The organism is Leyella stercorea, assembly GCF_021531355.1.
Taxonomy (GTDB): domain Bacteria; phylum Bacteroidota; class Bacteroidia; order Bacteroidales; family Bacteroidaceae; genus Prevotella.
In genome coordinates, this window is the sequence record NZ_JADYTS010000038.1 from 1 (window position 1) to 16,451 (window position 16,451).

Below are 16,451 nucleotides of genomic sequence, written 5' to 3' on the forward strand. Positions count from 1 at the left end.
CAAAGATAACTAATTCTAACGAGAATAAAGCAAATCCTGTTAACTATTCAACACAGGGTTTTACTGGTGACCCGCAATATCATCCTGAAAGAAATTGGAACCCGAATAATTGGTTACATTCCAACCACCAGCGAAATACTGTGGAAAACCAGTGATATAGTTGCGATAAGTATCCATCAAACTATAATCACCGTATGTCTGCAACAAAGAAGTTGTCAATTGTGCATTAGGATCCAGCTTGTCCACCTTGGTCTTATCGGTGTTAATGCTTTCCATCATGCTGTCAGAGCAAGAAGTCATCACACCGCCAGTAGCCATCAACAAGAGAGCCATTGCGAAACCGCCTTTGCCTATATATTTCTTGATTATATTATTCATTTTATTGTTGTCTTTTAATCAGTTAAGAACTATCATTTCTTTCCCCATCAAGAGATTAGAACTTCACATTCACGTTGATACCATAGCTCTTGCGAGATGGCAATGAACCATACTCCAAGCCAAGACCAGAGGTATTGTAGCTTGAGTCTGGATCGATATTAGGAATGTTCTTCCAAACGATGAATGGGTTACGAGCCACGAAAGATACGCTCAAGCCCTTGACCCACTTGCCCAACAAACTCTCTGGGAAGGTATAACCTAAGGTAATCTCACGGCACTTCACGTAAGAGTTGTCATATACAAACTCGCTCTGTACGCTGGTAGCCATGTGCTTCCAGTAATCTTCTGGGCTCACAGCGATGTCGTTCTTACGATAAGTACCATCACCATTGTCGATAACACCATCCACTACGAGTCCCTTGCAGTTGCCAGACTCACGCCATGCCGAGATGTCCATACCTGCTGCCTGACGAGCCTCCTCAGAAGCGTACCACTCCTCACGGCCTGCCAATGTTCCCTTTGCCTTACCTGTCTGGTATGCAGAGCGCATAGACATAGAGTAGATATCAGCACCCATCTTCACATCGAAAGATGCAGAGAGGCGGAAGTTCTTGTAAGAGAATGTGGTATAGAAACCACCAGTCCAATCCCAAGAAGAGTTGCCGATGGTCTTCACGTTCTGGTCAACCTTTGGAAGTCCTGTGGCTGCATCGATGACAACTTGTCCCTGCTCATTGCGAACAACATCGTGTCCACGGATAGCACCATAATTCTCGCCAACCTGAGCACCTACTGATACACCGCACCATGTGGCCTTGGCAAGTTCAAAATAATCCATGCCATCTACGAGCGACTTCACTTTGTTGGTATTCTTGGAGAAGTTGACACCCATGTCCCAACCGAAGTCCTTAATCTGGAGCAATCGACCATTGAGGGCAAGTTCGATACCCTTGTTCTGAATCTCACCGGCATTAACCAAACGGTAAGAATAGCCAGAAGTGGTGGTAGAAGCAAGGCTCAAGATCTGATTCTTGGAGTTCTGGTTGTAATAGGTTACATCCAAGCCCAAACGACCATTGAAGAACTTCATTTCCAGACCCAACTCGTAAGAGCCAGTCATGGTTGGCTTCAAGTCCTTATTTGGCTGGGTAGAGTTGCTTATCATACCGATGGTATAACCTGAATAACTATACTTGCCTGTGGCGTAGTTGAGTGCAAGCTGGTAAGGGTCGGTATCGCTACCTACCTTAGCCCAGGATGCACGAACTTTACCATAATTGATAATCTTCTTGTTCTTGATGAACTCGGAGAATACCAAGCTACCCGATACAGATGGATATACGTATGTATTGTTATTGATAGGGAGCGTAGACGACTTGTCGCCACGGATGGTTCCCTCCAGATAGTAAGTATGCTTGTAACCAATGCTTGCGCTGGCATAGAGAGAGCTTATCTGCTTCTTGTACATACTCTCACGAGTGTTCTGCTCCTGATAGTTCATGATGTTCTTGATGCCATTCATCTGCTGGTTAAGACCGGTATTGGTGATGGTCTTGTTGTCCACCTTGAAGATGTTGCCACCCGCTGTGGCATTGACATCGAAATCGCCCCATGAGTTGTTGTAGAGGGCAAGGAGCTCTGCGTTCAGTGTTCTGTTATTGAAGATTTGGTCGGTAAGCTTTCCTGCTGGTGTACCTGGAGTTGTCTTGGCGATGAAGTCCTCGAAGTTCATGCTGTTGATGTCGGTACCGATGGTACCCTGCAACTTCAAGTGCTTGTCGATATTCCAGATTGCCTTACCTGTCAAGCGGAACACATCTTTCTTAGAAGTATTGCCATTCTTATAGAGATCCCAGTATGGATTCTTGTTATACTGGTCGTTAGCATTCCAGTTGGAGTAGTTGCCGTCGGCATCCTCATAGTGCTTCAACCAAGCCTGGTTGTAGGTACCAGCCAAAGTCATGAGGTTCTTACCCACGTTGCTCTGAGAATCACCCAAGGCTGGACGGTTCTTCACGTTCTCACGAGTATAGTTGGCGGTGAAGTCGAAGTCAACAGGACCAGCTGAGGTATTGACACGGAGGTTGAAGTTGTCACGACTCATGTTGGTGTTAGGCAGGATGTCCTTGTTGCGCATATCGGTGAAAGAGAAACGCATACCAGTCTTACCTGAATTCACAGAGAGGATGGCTGAGTTCTGCGCCGTCAAACCAGTGCGGAAGAAATCAGACGCATTGTTGGGATACATCTTGAATGGACGCTCCTCACCATCAAAGTACTTGAAGACGAAATCATCAGCCTTAGGACCCCAACTGGAGTTGGTACCAGCTGTACTGGATGTAGGAAGGGCACCATTGTAGCCCATACCATAAGTTGTCTGCACGTCATTCCACTTAGCCAACTGGGTATCGATGGTGAAAGAACCATTGTACTCCACGGAAATCTTATCCTTCTCCGCCTTCTTGGTCGTAATCAAGATAACACCATGAGAAGCACGGCTACCATAGAGGGCTGAGGCAGCAGGACCTTTCAATACGCTCATCGTCTCGATGTCGTCAGGGTTGATGGCAGAGATACCATCACCGAGGTCATAACCACCACTTTCACCAGCACTGCCAAAGTTGGTATTATCCAAAGGCACACCATCCACCACGTAGAGAGGCTGGTTGTTGCCTGCCATTTCCGTATTACCACGAAGGAGCACGCGGGTAGAACCAGAAGCACCGCCAGCGGTGTTCTGCACGACGAGACCAGCCACCTTACCTGAAAGAGAGTTGATGACGTTGGTTTCCTTCGCCTTGGTGAGTTCCTCACCCTTCACTTCCTCCAAGCCATAGCCGAGAGCCTTGCGGTCTCGTTTGATGCCGAGGGCGGTGACAACTACCTCATTCAAGGCTTTACCATCCTCTTGCATCTTGATTCGCATACCATCAGCAGCTTTCACGGTCATCGTCTTGTAACCGACGTAGCTCACTTCAAGTGTGGCTCCAGGCTTGCAATTCAGCGTAAAGTTACCATCCAGATCGGTAACGACACCGTTGGTTGTACCAGCCACCTTCACGCTTGCACCAATCAAGGTTTCGCCAGTGGCATCCACCACTGTACCCTTGATGCTTTGGTTCTGCTGAACGTTCATAGCAGCATTGTTCATCTGGGCAGCGAGGATGGCCGAAGTAGGCATCCACATCATACCTGCACCGAGCATGCCGAGAAATATTGTTTTCTTTCTCATAATTGATATTTTGTTTTTAGTTATGATTATTCTTTTCCAAAGATTCCTTCGAGAATCCAAGGAGCATTCACTTTCATACTCTTGAAACGGTCGAAGATGCCATACTTCTCAGAGCCGTTACCAAAGTGGTTGTTGTCCCAAACGAAAGTAGAGAAGCCTCGTTTGCGAGCCTCCGTAGTCAGGAACTTACAGTAGTAGGTCATGTTTTCATGCACTTTCACAGAGTTTGACTTATAGTGGTCGGTTACTCCCCATTCTCCTATTACGATACCCAGTCCTTTGTTGCTCCAGGTATTCACCACCTTATCAAAGAAGTCTGTCATCGTCTTCTCGTTGTCAGCAGGTGTCTTGCCTGCATCCTTGTAGGCATCACCCCAGTAATCGTAGGTGCAATCGCCGGCGTAGCTCCATGGTTGATAGTAGTGGAATTCCACACTCATATAGTTGTTGCCATTGCCTTCGGCATCCTTCGGAATGATGAATCCTCCATTCTCGATGCCAAACCAAGGGTTGCAAACGTAAGTCTGTAAGATGAGGTGGCGCTTGGCATTGTTGCCGCCTGTGGCACGAACCATATCCACGAATGTCTGATTGTAAGCATTCTGCACTTCGAGATTCTCGGCAGTAGGCTTGCTCCAGTTGTCCCTGACGTGAACCTCATTGGTACCGGCGAAAGCCAATCGACTGTCATAATTTGCAAACTCAGAGGCGATATTCATCCAGAGGAGCGCAAGCTTCTGGCAGTTTTCTTCCTTATGTTGATAGGTAGGACGACTTTCGAGCCATTTTTCATGATGCGCATTGATGATAACCTTGAGGTCATTATCCAGACACCAACCCACTACCTCTTTGATACGAGCAATCCAAGCCTTGTCGATGCTCATCGCCTGAGCATTGGTAATGTGGCACTGCCAACGGATTGGAATACGGATGGCATTGAAACCTGCCTTCTTCACGGCTTGTATCATCTTCTTGGTAACAACGGGATTGCCCCAAGCAGTCTCTGCATGGATGGAACCATCAGGGTTGCCTATCTGCATCGACTCGCCATCCTGTCCTGGAGCAGAACACTCAAATTCGTTACCAAGATTCCACCCCACAATGTCTTTATTCCATTGCTGGGCAGTAGGCATGGATTCGCATACGCCATCAGAACCTTTGGATGAGTCCTTCTGCAACGTGTTTGCTTCGCAAGATAAACATATGAAGATGCCTAATAAAAAGAGACTAAATGTCAAAAAGCTCCTTTTCATTTTATTTCTATGTGTAAGTGTAAATTGTTATTGTTTCGTTTTTAAAAAAACTGTTTGATTTGCGTAACGGATTCTGGCTGCAAAGGTAGAGTAAAGGAACTTCAAGAGGGTTAGATAACAAACAAAAAAGGTTTCAATTCAGACATATCGTCTAAACCGAAACCTTTTCTTTAAAATTAAAAACGCTGATTTACAGATACTTACTGGGAGAAACCCCAAAGTGCTTTTTAAATACTGTACTAAAGTACTTCACATTTAAAAAACCGGCTTTCACAGAGACATCCAGCACACTATCCCCCTGTTTCAGAAAGATAGCAGCCTGCTCCAGACGTATCAATCGCATAAAATCCTGCGGACTTTGCCCCGTAAGAGTCTTCAGCCTACCATAGAAAAGCGTTCTGCTCATCGCCATCTCTCTACAGAGTCGGTCGATATTAAAGTCAGTGTCGCTCAGATGAGCCAACACCAAACTGGTAGCTTTATCTACAAAAGCTTGGTCTTGTGGATTCAGAACAGCTTCTTCCACATTTTCATAAGAATCAGAGCACACAATCTGCTCGGGAGAAGCAGACTCAGAAGCTGTCTCTCCTCTAACAAGAGCAAGACTTCTGTCCATATAGTACTGACTCAACCGGCGACGATTCTTCAGAATACTGGCAACCTTACTCGCAAGTATAGCAGTATCGAATGGCTTGGCGATATAGTCATCAGCACCAAGTCCGAGCCCTTCTATCATAAAGTCACGACCAGCCTTAGCAGTCAGTAGGATAACAGGCAGCCATGATGTTTCCTTGTTTTCCTTGATGCTGCGACAGAGCTCATCTCCGTGCATTCCCGGCATCATGACATCTGAAACAACGATATCACACACACCGCCCTCTTTCAAATATTTCAAGGCTGCCTCTGCACTTTTCACATCAACTACTTGATAAGAATCACCAAAAGTCATTCTGATATATTTGCAAAGATCTTCATTGTCATCGACAAAAAGAAGTGTATCTTTTGAAACACCAGCATCCTGCAGAACCGCAGAAGGCACTGTTTGGCAAGTTTCCTCATGCTTGTCTTCAGCTAAAGAAGATTCATCTGCAACTTTTTTCTTTTCCTCTACAAGCCGAACAGAAGAATCTGTTACATTGCCTAATGGCAACTTCACACAGAAAGTAGTACCCTTTCCTTCCTCACTTACGAAACTAAGCTTTCCTTCTAATTTCTCTACAAGCTTTTGTGTAAGCATCAGTCCTAATCCACTTCCCATTTCCTGAGAATTTACCGCATTAGAAGCCCTGAAGAAGCTCTTGAAGATACTCTTAATTTCTGCCTTGGGAATACCTATACCTGTATCACATACATGAATCAGCGCCATCTTACCTTCAGTAGAAGCCGACAACGTAACCTTTCCACCTTGAGGTGTATATTTGATAGCATTCGAGAGAAGATTTTCCAATATCAGATCCATCATTTTGACATCAGAATGAATCTGTTGCTGCGGACACGTTTCAAGACACAGCTGAATATGCTTCTCCTGAGCTGCCAATGCAAACTTATCCAACTGTAAACGTAAAAGCATCGGCAATTCTATATCTTGCAGCCGAACCTGTTCGGCAGACTGCTCTACCTTTTGGAAGTCAAGCAACTCTGTTACCATCTTCAACAGTTTATTGCCGTTGCGCTGCGCCATATCCAAAAAAGCACGACTCTTCTCACTCAAGTGAGAATCTTTAGACAGATCAACAAGAGGAGCCAACACGAGACTCAAAGGAGTACGTATGTTATGGGCGGTATTAACGAAGAAATTGATTTTCTCGTCATAATACTTGCGCTGCAATCGTTCTTTATAATACTGCCATGCAAAATATAAGATGGCTGTCAGAATACAGAGATAGACAATCCATGCCCACCAGGTATTCCACCAAGGTTGGGCTATATGAATTTCCAAAGATGTTTCTCCCAATTCTCTACCATTACTTCTGCAGATAGCCTTTACATGAAGCACATAGCTACCCGAAGGCAAATTTACGAATCGTGCCAACTGATACGAAGATGGTTTACTCCAATTACGGTCGTATCCTTCCAAATAATATTGATATTGAATGTCATACTGGTATTGATAATTGATACTCTCGAAAGAAACAATCAGCGTATTCTCATGATGGTGAAGGCGCAAGGTGCCATCCTGTAACATCTCAAAGATGGATTCATTCCATTGGTCGGTACGCTCCACGCCTTCCACCTCAACACGATGGATACGAAGCGGAGCGGCATAATTCAATCCTTTGGCAAACATCGGAGCCAAAGCCACTACGCCATCATTACTGCCAAAAAGCATCCTGCCATCTGAAGTACATGCCACAGACATACGATTATACTCACGTTCCAAACCCTTGAAGAAGTTGAGATTTACCACCTTCCCATGATAGATGAAGGCCAACCCCTTATCAGTACTCAACCACAACTTGCCATTCTTTCCCTTGATAAGTCCATAAACCGTATTAGACGGTAAAGACTCCTGGGTTGTATAGTTTCTAAACTTATTAGTCTTCAGATCATAATCATAAAGTCCACCACCATCCGTACCTATCCAGACATGACGGGAATTTTGATAAACCATACTGTTGACAAACAAATTTATGTCTTTATCGGGATATTGTCCTGGATAAAAAAAACGGCGTGGGTGCATAGGATTCTGTTTATCTATCAGATAGCAACCATGCGAAGTTCCTACTGCGATACTGCGCTTATCCTCTGATTCGGTAATGCATTGTACCTCGTTGACAGGCAGATAGAAAGCAGTCTTCCCCACTCCTCTGGAAATATTCTTTTCTGAGGGGATACAGGCCATATCACCATCTAAACAGCCTATCCAGAGATTGCCTTCGCTATCAGTAAAAAGACTGAATACATAGTCACTCTTCAACTTTCCATTACTAACAGAATAAGCAGGCATACTGGTTCCATCACTGTTCACCTGATATACACCATTGCCATAAGTACCTACCAGAACCCTTCCATCAACAGTCTGACAAATCGTAAGTGCCACCTTATTATATAGTCCATGATGCCAGGAATAAGTCTGCGAATCATAAACACTTACTCCTTTATCTGTAGCATACCATATTTTTCCATCGCGGCTTTGGAATACATCGTTCACACAATCATCTAACAGCGATTGATTATTAAGATTCTCGTGCGTAATATACTCCAGAGTATGTTCCATCGGAATGGCTAAATCTACTCCTCCCGAATAAGAACCTGCCCATAAATCTCCAAAGCGGTCGCGGCACAAAGTATATAAACCATTACCATTCAGTATGTTACCATGACGTCCATCTGTATTCAGTAAGAGCTTGGTTTGTTTATTCAGCTTATCATAGGCATAGATTCCAGCTCCATCTACAGCCATCAGAATGGTTTGATAATCAAATGAAATAATAGAACGTACGGGAATCTGTGGAATGTTCTGTAAAGAATGGAAAGCTATAGATTTGATTGGCTTCCAAGTTCTATCATCCACCACCTTCACTCCTTCATGAAAAGTACCCAACCAAATATGATGCCCCTCTACATCATGATAAGAAGAAACCACAGAGCTACCGCTTATCTTTTTTGCTATTTTCTGTGTAGCTACCGAATAGCAATATACATCTTTGGAAGTTCCTATCAAGAGTCTCTGACCAACAAACTGGATATGATTAATATAGGTATCTTTTAATATAAATCTGCCTTTAGCTTTCTCGCGAACGATTTCCTTCCCGTCAGCAGAAGCTGACAAGCAGTAAAGACCTTTATCCATAGCCAACCAGAAGTTGCCTTGCCCTTTTCATCTACCAGCAATTCGTTCAATACAATGCTTCCTCCAAGAATATTCAGAAGATTACATCTCAAGACGAACGTATCTTTCACCTTATTATATATATATACTTTTCCCTTGTTGTCGTAAGCATATATCTGCCGATGATAATCTTGGGTCAATTTGATATTTCTGCCACTGGCATCACTATACTGCATTTCTGTAGCCAATGTGTAATTAGAAACCAATTGCCCGTTATATCGGTCAACCCCTCGTTTAGTACTTATCCACATAGCACCATCCTCTGCCTCAACAATAGAATAGACACGAGAACTGGACAGTCCATTATCTGTATTGAGGTTGGAAATCATGAACATATTTCTGGAAATATGCCCTTGTGCCGGAAGAACAGTTACCAACAGCAACAATATAAATAGTATATATGATTTAAGTCTTTTCATTATGTTCTTAATTCCGCAACACTATTATAAATTAAACTTTTTAAGTACCTACGAACGACCATTCAAAAATGGAATTATCCAATATATTGGGCGAGTAATTTGGAGGTTACAAGTTATAAGTGGACCAATATATAATAATAAGGTGTTAGCTCCCCTCCCTATGGGGGAGGGGGCCATGGGTGGGGCTTTTACTTCTCCTCCTTAAATAGCTCCTTTATTCCTCCCAAGCTGCCCAGCATATTTGTAGCCTCAAATGGCAGGAATACGGTCTTTGTCTTATCACCCTCTGCAAGTTGCTGCATCATCTGGATATATTTCTGCGCAAGCAGATAGTTGGCGGGATTGGTACTCTTGCCAACGGCCTCGGTAATCTTCTCGATGGCAATAGCCTCAGCCTCTGCCTTGCGAATACGAGCCTGAGCCTGGCCCTCGGCACGAAGTATCTCCTGCTGCTTGGCAGCCTCAGCGCGGTTGATGGTAGAAGTCTTCTCACCCTCCGACTTGAGGATCTCCGCCTGCTTCTGTCCTTCGGATGTGAGGATAGTAGCACGCTTGTTTCGCTCGGCCTGCATCTGCTTCTCCATTGCCTGAAGTACGCTTGACGGCGGAATGATATCCTGCAACTCTACACGGTTCACCTTGATACCCCACTTGTTGGTAGCATCGTCGAGCACAGCACGAAGTTTGGTATTGATAGTGTCGCGCGATGTAAGGGTCTGGTCAAGCTCCATCTCACCTATAATGTTACGCAGAGTGGTCTGTGTGAGTTTCTCGATAGCGTTAGGCAGATTGTTGATTTCGTAAACAGCCTTGAACGGGTCGACAATCTGGAAATAAAGCAGGGCGTTAATCTGCATCTGGATATTATCCTTAGTGATAACATTCTGCTTGTCGAAGTCGTATACCTGTTCGCGCAGGTCGATAGTAGTAGAGTAAGCATAGCGTCCACGATACATGGTGACAATGGTCTTGGCACGGTCGATGAACGGTATGATGATATTTATACCTGGGCTGAGCGTGGCGTAATACTTACCAAGACGCTCAACAATCTTTGTCTCGCTCTGAGGGATGATAACAACAGCCATCTTCACGAAAATGACTGCAAGCACTACAAGTGCAATAAGAATGATTGTCATGATTTCCATTGTACTAATGTTTTAATTGTTAATGATTAGTGTTTAAATTTCGGGAACCACCTTTATGATGATGCTCTCACGTCCCACGATGCGCACCTTAGTACCTATTTCGAGGTCGGCAGCACAGTCCGACTGAGCCTTCCAGTCGTCGCCGTCAAGTTTCACGCGTCCATAGCCGCCAGCCTTAATAGCCTCTGTCACCTCACCTGTACGACCAATGATGGCATCGGCATTACTCACACGACGGTCGGCATCATGATTGAGCAGAGCCACCAGACTCGGTCGAAGATAGAAGATAGAAAGCACGCTGAACACCGCGAACACCACTACCTGCAACCAAAATGGTGCAGCAAACAGCGACACAATAAGAGCAACAATTGCTCCAATGCCGAAACAAGTGATGTAGAAATCGCCCGATGACATCTCCATTATAAGACACAACATTGCCACTAATGTCCAAATGGCCCATAGGTGTTGTAACAGATATTCTAACATAATCAAATAGGTTTTAAGGGTTGTTTTATTTATTTTAAGCCTTACAGCTTTGTCATGTGGTAGCCCAGAGCCTTCAATTCTACAGCTACACCCATTACATACATCTGGTGCAGAGCAGCAGTAAAAGCACGCATGGCAGCAGCTGTGCCAGGCTCGAGACACATGTGCGACATCATATTGTATGTACGCGAAGCGCTCTCAGCCACAGCATCGTTCATCTTCTTGCGACTGTCGGCATCAAGACAAAGCACTTTGTCGAGAATGTAGTCGTCCATATGGTCGAAGTCGATACGGTCGCGCAGATAGACATACAAATCGGGCACCTTGCCGTACACTTCCCATTCCACATCCCAATACTTGGCTACAGCCATACCTATGAACATCATCCATCCCAAAGCAACTGACGGGTAGCCTGTATTGTACTCGCGTATGCCGTCAGCCATATAGCTCTGGCCTATCTTAAACCACAGGTCGTCAAGATCCGGAGCTTCTGGCATACGCTCGTCTACCAAGTCAAGTGTACGCAAGTAGCCATAAAGGTCGTCGTGAAATTTCTGTTCTACAGGGTTGTCGTATTTAATATTGCTCATTTCGTTGTTGGTTTATTTTTCATACATTTATTAATAGGTGACATTAACCAGCACCGGCTCTACAATACTCTCGTCAGGCCAATGTGGAAGGAAAAGCAAAGGATGCTCCTTGCCTCCGAGAAAGCTCCAGTCCACACGTTTCAGAAAGTCGAAGTCAGGCCGTCCAAAGTCAAACGAACGTCCATACAGCATTATGGCTCCACGGCTGTTGTCAATCTTCCACAAGCCACCTCCAAAAGGGCAGCGTTCGCCCCTGCCGAGCAGATCGCGATGCAGATAGACATTACCAAACTTCAACACTCCATCTTGGTTTATTATGAATTTCTGATACATAGTGTAAAATTACATATAAAATCAGACAACAGCAACGAAAGTAACAAAATTTTATGTTTTTATTTTCATAAAACAACACGACATTAGGTCTTCTGTGTTTTTATGCGTACCTTTGCAAGTCAAAAAATAATAAGAACAATAATTAAAAATGAGACGCATTACGATTCTACTTATTGCAATATGCTGTGATATTGCACTTTATGCACAAACTAATACCATCAACAAAGCACAAAAAACTGCTATAGAAAAACCACAGCCAGCAGTCATTCCATTCTGGCCGACAAGTCTAAATAGCAAAATAACCGAAATGAGCAAGCAGCCACAGGACGAGGCAGATAACATTATTACAAACAACGCCCCCGAAAAGGCTGTACACTTGTTGACAAATTTGGCAAAACAAAAATCTTCGGCTGAGCGCGATGCTATTTTGGCACGAATACTGATAAATGCCGAACACGCTACACTGACACCAGAGGAACGATATCTTATTCTTCGCGATGCCGATGCACTGACATCCAATGACAATCTACGTAGCAAGATTATCTTGGAAATGGGCAACACCCACTGCATTCAAGCTCTGGCTTATATACGCAAGTACTACTGCGACGCTAACTTATCTGATGCTCTGGCTATCGCCTTAACAGAAATAATAAGTTCACATCCCGAAGCCAACGCTGGCAAATATGTCCACACTCTGCTCAATTCGGCAAAGCAGTCGTTTATCCGCCACTATGATGAAGAAGGAGTCAACAAACACATTGACCAAATTCTTACTGCCATCAACAACTGGCAAGCCGAAGGTGGCTACAATCAGAACCACACAGAAGAAACCCACATGGGAAAACGCGGTTTTTGGATTATCCACGATGAACTTGCCGACTTTGACCTCACATTCGACTGGCTTACTGACGGTGATTTGATACTAAACCTACACTCAGTACCAATGCTCGTATTCAATCGTCTCCATGGAGTACGCCTATACAAAAGCGACAAATGGAATAAGTTCACAAGCAACAACAATTGGTGTACCACCAATATCAACGTTACAGCCAACAACATCACTGTATCTGTAAACGGACAGAAAGTTATAGACAACGTGAATTTAACCAACGCCAATGTGGAAGCAAATAACAACAAGACTGGATTGGTAAAATTCCTTGCGGACGACAATGGAGCCGTAATAAGCCAATACTGTTTTCTTAAGAAATAAAAGAATAATTACGAAAAAGGTTCAGCTTCACAAAGCCGAACCTTTTTTATATACCAAAAATTCTCTTAACTGTAGCGTTTGTAGTATCAGCCACACATTGTGGGTCAACACCGTAGCACACTGCAAGTTTCTGCAATACATAAGCTACATACGCACTCTCGTTGCGCTTGCCTCGCATTGGCACGGGCGCCATGTATGGCGAGTCGGTTTCGAGAACAATACGATTGAGTGGCACCACACTTGGCAACACTTCGGGCAGGTGACTCTTCCTGAAAGTCAACACACCACCGATGCCAAGGACAAATCGTTCAAACTGTAACAACTCCTCAGCCTCGTGCTCATTGCCTGTAAAGCAATGGAAAACGCCACCCGGCAACTCATCAGCATAACGTCGCAGCATGCTTACCATCTCGTTCTGTCCCTTACGACAATGAATCATAAGCGGCAGACGTGTCTCTATCGACCACTCCACCTGACGCTCAAAAGCCCTAAGTTGCTCTTTCTCAAACTCGCGCGACCAATAATAATCTATTCCCACCTCGCCTACAGCTATAAAAGGATGACCGGGCTTCAGACGCTTGTACATCTCATCAAGCACACTGCTCCAATCAGCCTTTACTTCTTCGGGATGCAAACCAATCATCGGATAGGCATAGCCGGGAAAGCGATTGCAGGTTTCTACCACCGTATCGACCGACTTAAGGTCGATAGCCGGCACAAACACCTTGCTCACCCCAGCCTCACGAGCTCTATCGACAACCTCATGCAGGTCGGCAGCAAACTCCTCGCCATCAAGATGCGTGTGTGTGTCTATGAAATTCATATTTTGTTTTCTCCTTTACGATAATAATATATCAAGCCATATTTACGACACTCATCATAGCGTGTCTCAGGCGGCAACTCTGCAAAGCGAGCTTCGACAGTATTCCAAATGTCAACGATCAGCGCATCTGTCTGCGCACGCAAAGCCTTCAGTTCGGTAAGCGCACGGTCGGCCTTGTCGTTAAGTATACGCTGCTGTTTGTAAATTTCGGCAAATATGTCATAATGCGTTGCCACCATACCAATGGTAGGATTATATATAGGACGGCCTCCAGCTGCAATGCGCTTCTTCTCGCCTTTTATCACCATTGGGGCGATACGGTTGGCATCCTCTACATTATGCAACAAACGTAATGTCTCGTCGGCATTTTCAATGGCATAATATTCGCTCAGTGCCGAACTTTTTATTTCACCACGCTCCACGCCCATAAGCAGCACACGTACAAAGTGCTGCAGATACATCATCATGTACTTCTGGGGTTTGGCTACGCGCTTATAGTTGCGCATCTGAGCCTCATAACACAACAGGAACTGGCTGCTCAGCGTCTTCAATTGGTCGTGCAGTTTCTTTGCTTGAGTAATAACATCCATGCTGATAAATCTGCTTTTGGCAGCATAAACGTCATTATTGTCAAGCAGCACTCCAAGCGAACGTAGGCGGGCAGTGTCTGTCTTAGGAAATCTACGGTAGGGCACTTTTTAATGATTAATGATTAAAATGAGTAATGATTAATTTGATTGATTGGATGAAACATAAACAATTAATACTTACGCTTCATCATACGCTGTGCATAGGCTGCCAGTTCTACCTTGCGCTCATCCGATACACTCACTGCTTCAAGATACTTACGGCTCTCATCGAAGTATTGTGCAATCTTATCCTGTGCCAATCGGTCTATACCAATCTCATTGTACAGTCTTGTCACAGCTGCAATCTTTTCCTCACGATCAAAAGTCTCTGCATTTACCCAACGTTCCAGTTCGGCACGCTGCTCAGCATTGGCACGATTAAAGGCGTTGATGAGCATATAGGTCTTCTTGTTTGATGTGATATCGCCACCAATAGCCTTGCCAAACACCTTCGGGTCGCCATATACATCAAGATAGTCGTCCTGCAACTGGAAAGCAAGACCGATTCGCTCGCCGAACTTATAAAGGTTCTCGGCATCCTCGTCAGATGCGCCAGCCAACACAGCACCTATCTTCAGTGCACACGCAAGCAGCACACTTGTCTTGAGGCGAATCATCTCAATATATTCATCTTCTGCCACATCATTGCGATGTTCGAAGTCCATATCATACTGCTGACCCTCGCCTATCTGCAATGCTGTCTCAGTAAAAATATCGAGCACTTGCGCAAGATAAGCCTTATCGCATTGTGCCATACGCTGATAAGCCAGTACAAGCATTGAGTCGCCAGACAGGATTGCTGTGTTTGCGTCCCACTTGCAATGTACGGTCTGATGGCCACGACGTATCGAAGCATTGTCCATCAAGTCGTCATGCAGCAATGTATAGTTATGATAGGTTTCAAGGGCACATGCCGGCATCAGTATGCTTTCAGGATTGTCCTTGAACATATTGTAGCCCAGAAGCATCAGTACTGGACGAATGCGCTTGCCTCCCATAGAGAGAACATAACGTATCGGATCGTAAAGCGACTCAGGTTTGCGATCGTAAGCAAGATTATCAAGAAAATCATTCACTTGCTTCAATATTTCATAGGCAGTCTTCATAATATCTTTTTAATGTATCTTTTGTTCAATTATTAACGTCTATTATTATACAATAATGATTATAATGCGAATTCAACAGGAATTGCCATCATAGTGCGGCACGGGCGATTGTTGGCTATGCCTGGCTTCCAGCGTGGCATCTTACGCATTACGCGCATGGCTTCACGGTCGAGAAGTGGATGGGCTGACTCTGAAATCTTCAAATCGCTTGTTGTGCCGTCGCTATTTACTATGAACGTTATGACAACACGCCCTTTTATTTTCTGGTTTTGTGCCACATATGGATACTTCAGGTTGTCGGTGAGCCATTTTACAAATGCCGACATTCCACCAGGAAATTCGGGCAACTGCTCGACAATACGGAAGTTGAGCGGATTGTCGCCCAAGTCTACGGCAACAGGCTGCGGTGGGGTTTTATCGTCGCCATCAGCCTTTTCTGTAGCAGCATCCTCACCACCGTCCTCTCCCTCAATGCGCTTTTGGGTTATATCATTGAGTTTCTCCATCTCTGTCTTATGCTCTACCACTTCCAGCTTCTGCGTATCAACCTTCTTCGGCTTAGCGTCGACAGCCGCCACCTTATCAGTACGATTGGGCACGGGTATATACTCCTTCTCTTTCGAGAGTTTGTCCAAAAGACTTGACACGTCAATTTCCGGCTCTGCCAAAGTTCTGTATTCCAGTGCGGCAAGAAACAGCAACAGAGGCAATACGAGTCCAACTATGAAAAACAGAGGACGCCATCTATCCAAATCGGCACGCCGTGACTTTTTCTCTTCCACTCCTTAATAATCTATTATTGTTTTATATTTATTACAGGGCCAGGGTGAAGCCTCTGTTTTGCAAAGTTACACAATGTCTGGCACAAAAAGTAACGAAACATCATAAATTATTATTTATACCAACCGCTTTTCCCCTTTTTGCTTGGTTACGATTTTGTCATCTTCTAAAAAATGCTTAATTTTGCAGTCGTTTACAGGAAACTATTGTTTTATATTCAATTCATTTCAACACT

The 16,451-nt window shown here is 44.5% G+C and carries 12 protein-coding genes and 1 pseudogene; 1 reads left to right on the plus strand and 12 read right to left on the minus strand.

Annotated features, from left to right (window positions below):
• Nucleotides 1-60: 60 nt before the first annotated feature.
• The 8 genes and pseudogenes from I6E38_RS15540 to I6E38_RS09300 form a co-directional block, all read right to left on the minus strand.
• A complete protein-coding gene (locus tag I6E38_RS15540; protein WP_235393736.1) occupies nucleotides 61-378 on the minus strand; it encodes a hypothetical protein in 318 nt (105 codons plus the stop codon).
• Nucleotides 379-433: 55 nt separating this feature from the next.
• On the minus strand, nucleotides 434-3,610 hold the full coding sequence (locus I6E38_RS09265; RefSeq protein WP_235393713.1) for a SusC/RagA family TonB-linked outer membrane protein: 3,177 nt from the start codon (nucleotides 3,608-3,610) through the stop codon (nucleotides 434-436).
• A 26-nt stretch (nucleotides 3,611-3,636) separates the two neighbouring features.
• Nucleotides 3,637-4,863: a glycoside hydrolase family 5 protein gene (locus I6E38_RS09270; protein WP_407936654.1), complete on the minus strand. Its 1,227-nt coding sequence runs from the start codon at nucleotides 4,861-4,863 to the stop codon at nucleotides 3,637-3,639.
• 190 nt (nucleotides 4,864-5,053) lie between these two features.
• A pseudogene (locus I6E38_RS09275) lies at nucleotides 5,054-9,030 on the minus strand (two-component regulator propeller domain-containing protein).
• 272 nt (nucleotides 9,031-9,302) lie between these two features.
• A complete protein-coding gene (locus I6E38_RS09285) occupies nucleotides 9,303-10,259 on the minus strand; it encodes an SPFH domain-containing protein (protein ID WP_235393717.1) in 957 nt (318 codons plus the stop codon).
• A gap of 33 nt (nucleotides 10,260-10,292) precedes the next feature.
• Entirely contained in the window at nucleotides 10,293-10,745 is a 453-nt protein-coding gene (locus I6E38_RS09290) for an NfeD family protein (RefSeq protein ID WP_235393718.1), read from the minus strand.
• A 41-nt stretch (nucleotides 10,746-10,786) separates the two neighbouring features.
• The gene (locus I6E38_RS09295) at nucleotides 10,787-11,335 is read right to left on the minus strand and encodes a hypothetical protein (protein WP_235393719.1); all 549 of its coding nucleotides are present in this window, start codon (nucleotides 11,333-11,335) and stop codon (nucleotides 10,787-10,789) included.
• 30 nt (nucleotides 11,336-11,365) lie between these two features.
• Nucleotides 11,366-11,668 carry a hypothetical protein gene (locus I6E38_RS09300; RefSeq protein WP_235393720.1) on the minus strand — a complete coding sequence of 101 codons (303 nt, stop codon included), beginning with the start codon at nucleotides 11,666-11,668 and terminating at the stop codon, nucleotides 11,366-11,368.
• A gap of 307 nt (nucleotides 11,669-11,975) precedes the next feature.
• On the opposite strand from I6E38_RS09300, the gene I6E38_RS09305 reads away from it, so the two are divergent.
• The gene (locus I6E38_RS09305) at nucleotides 11,976-12,878 is read left to right on the plus strand and encodes a DUF1080 domain-containing protein (protein ID WP_235393721.1); all 903 of its coding nucleotides are present in this window, start codon (nucleotides 11,976-11,978) and stop codon (nucleotides 12,876-12,878) included.
• 46 nt (nucleotides 12,879-12,924) lie between these two features.
• Here I6E38_RS09305 and I6E38_RS09310 read toward each other — a convergent pair whose 3' ends face one another.
• From I6E38_RS09310 to I6E38_RS15460, 4 genes are all read right to left on the minus strand, one after another.
• Nucleotides 12,925-13,701: a TatD family hydrolase gene (locus I6E38_RS09310; protein WP_235393722.1), complete on the minus strand. Its 777-nt coding sequence runs from the start codon at nucleotides 13,699-13,701 to the stop codon at nucleotides 12,925-12,927.
• On the minus strand, nucleotides 13,698-14,396 hold the full coding sequence (locus I6E38_RS09315; protein ID WP_235393723.1) for a hypothetical protein: 699 nt from the start codon (nucleotides 14,394-14,396) through the stop codon (nucleotides 13,698-13,700). Before I6E38_RS09315 ends, I6E38_RS09310 begins: the two co-directional genes overlap by 4 nt.
• 65 nt (nucleotides 14,397-14,461) lie before the next feature.
• The gene (locus I6E38_RS09320) at nucleotides 14,462-15,436 is read right to left on the minus strand and encodes a polyprenyl synthetase family protein (RefSeq protein ID WP_235393724.1); all 975 of its coding nucleotides are present in this window, start codon (nucleotides 15,434-15,436) and stop codon (nucleotides 14,462-14,464) included.
• 59 nt (nucleotides 15,437-15,495) lie between these two features.
• Nucleotides 15,496-16,218, minus strand: a complete 723-nt coding sequence (locus I6E38_RS15460; protein WP_235393725.1) for an energy transducer TonB — start codon at nucleotides 16,216-16,218, stop codon at nucleotides 15,496-15,498.
• Nucleotides 16,219-16,451 lie beyond the last annotated feature (233 nt).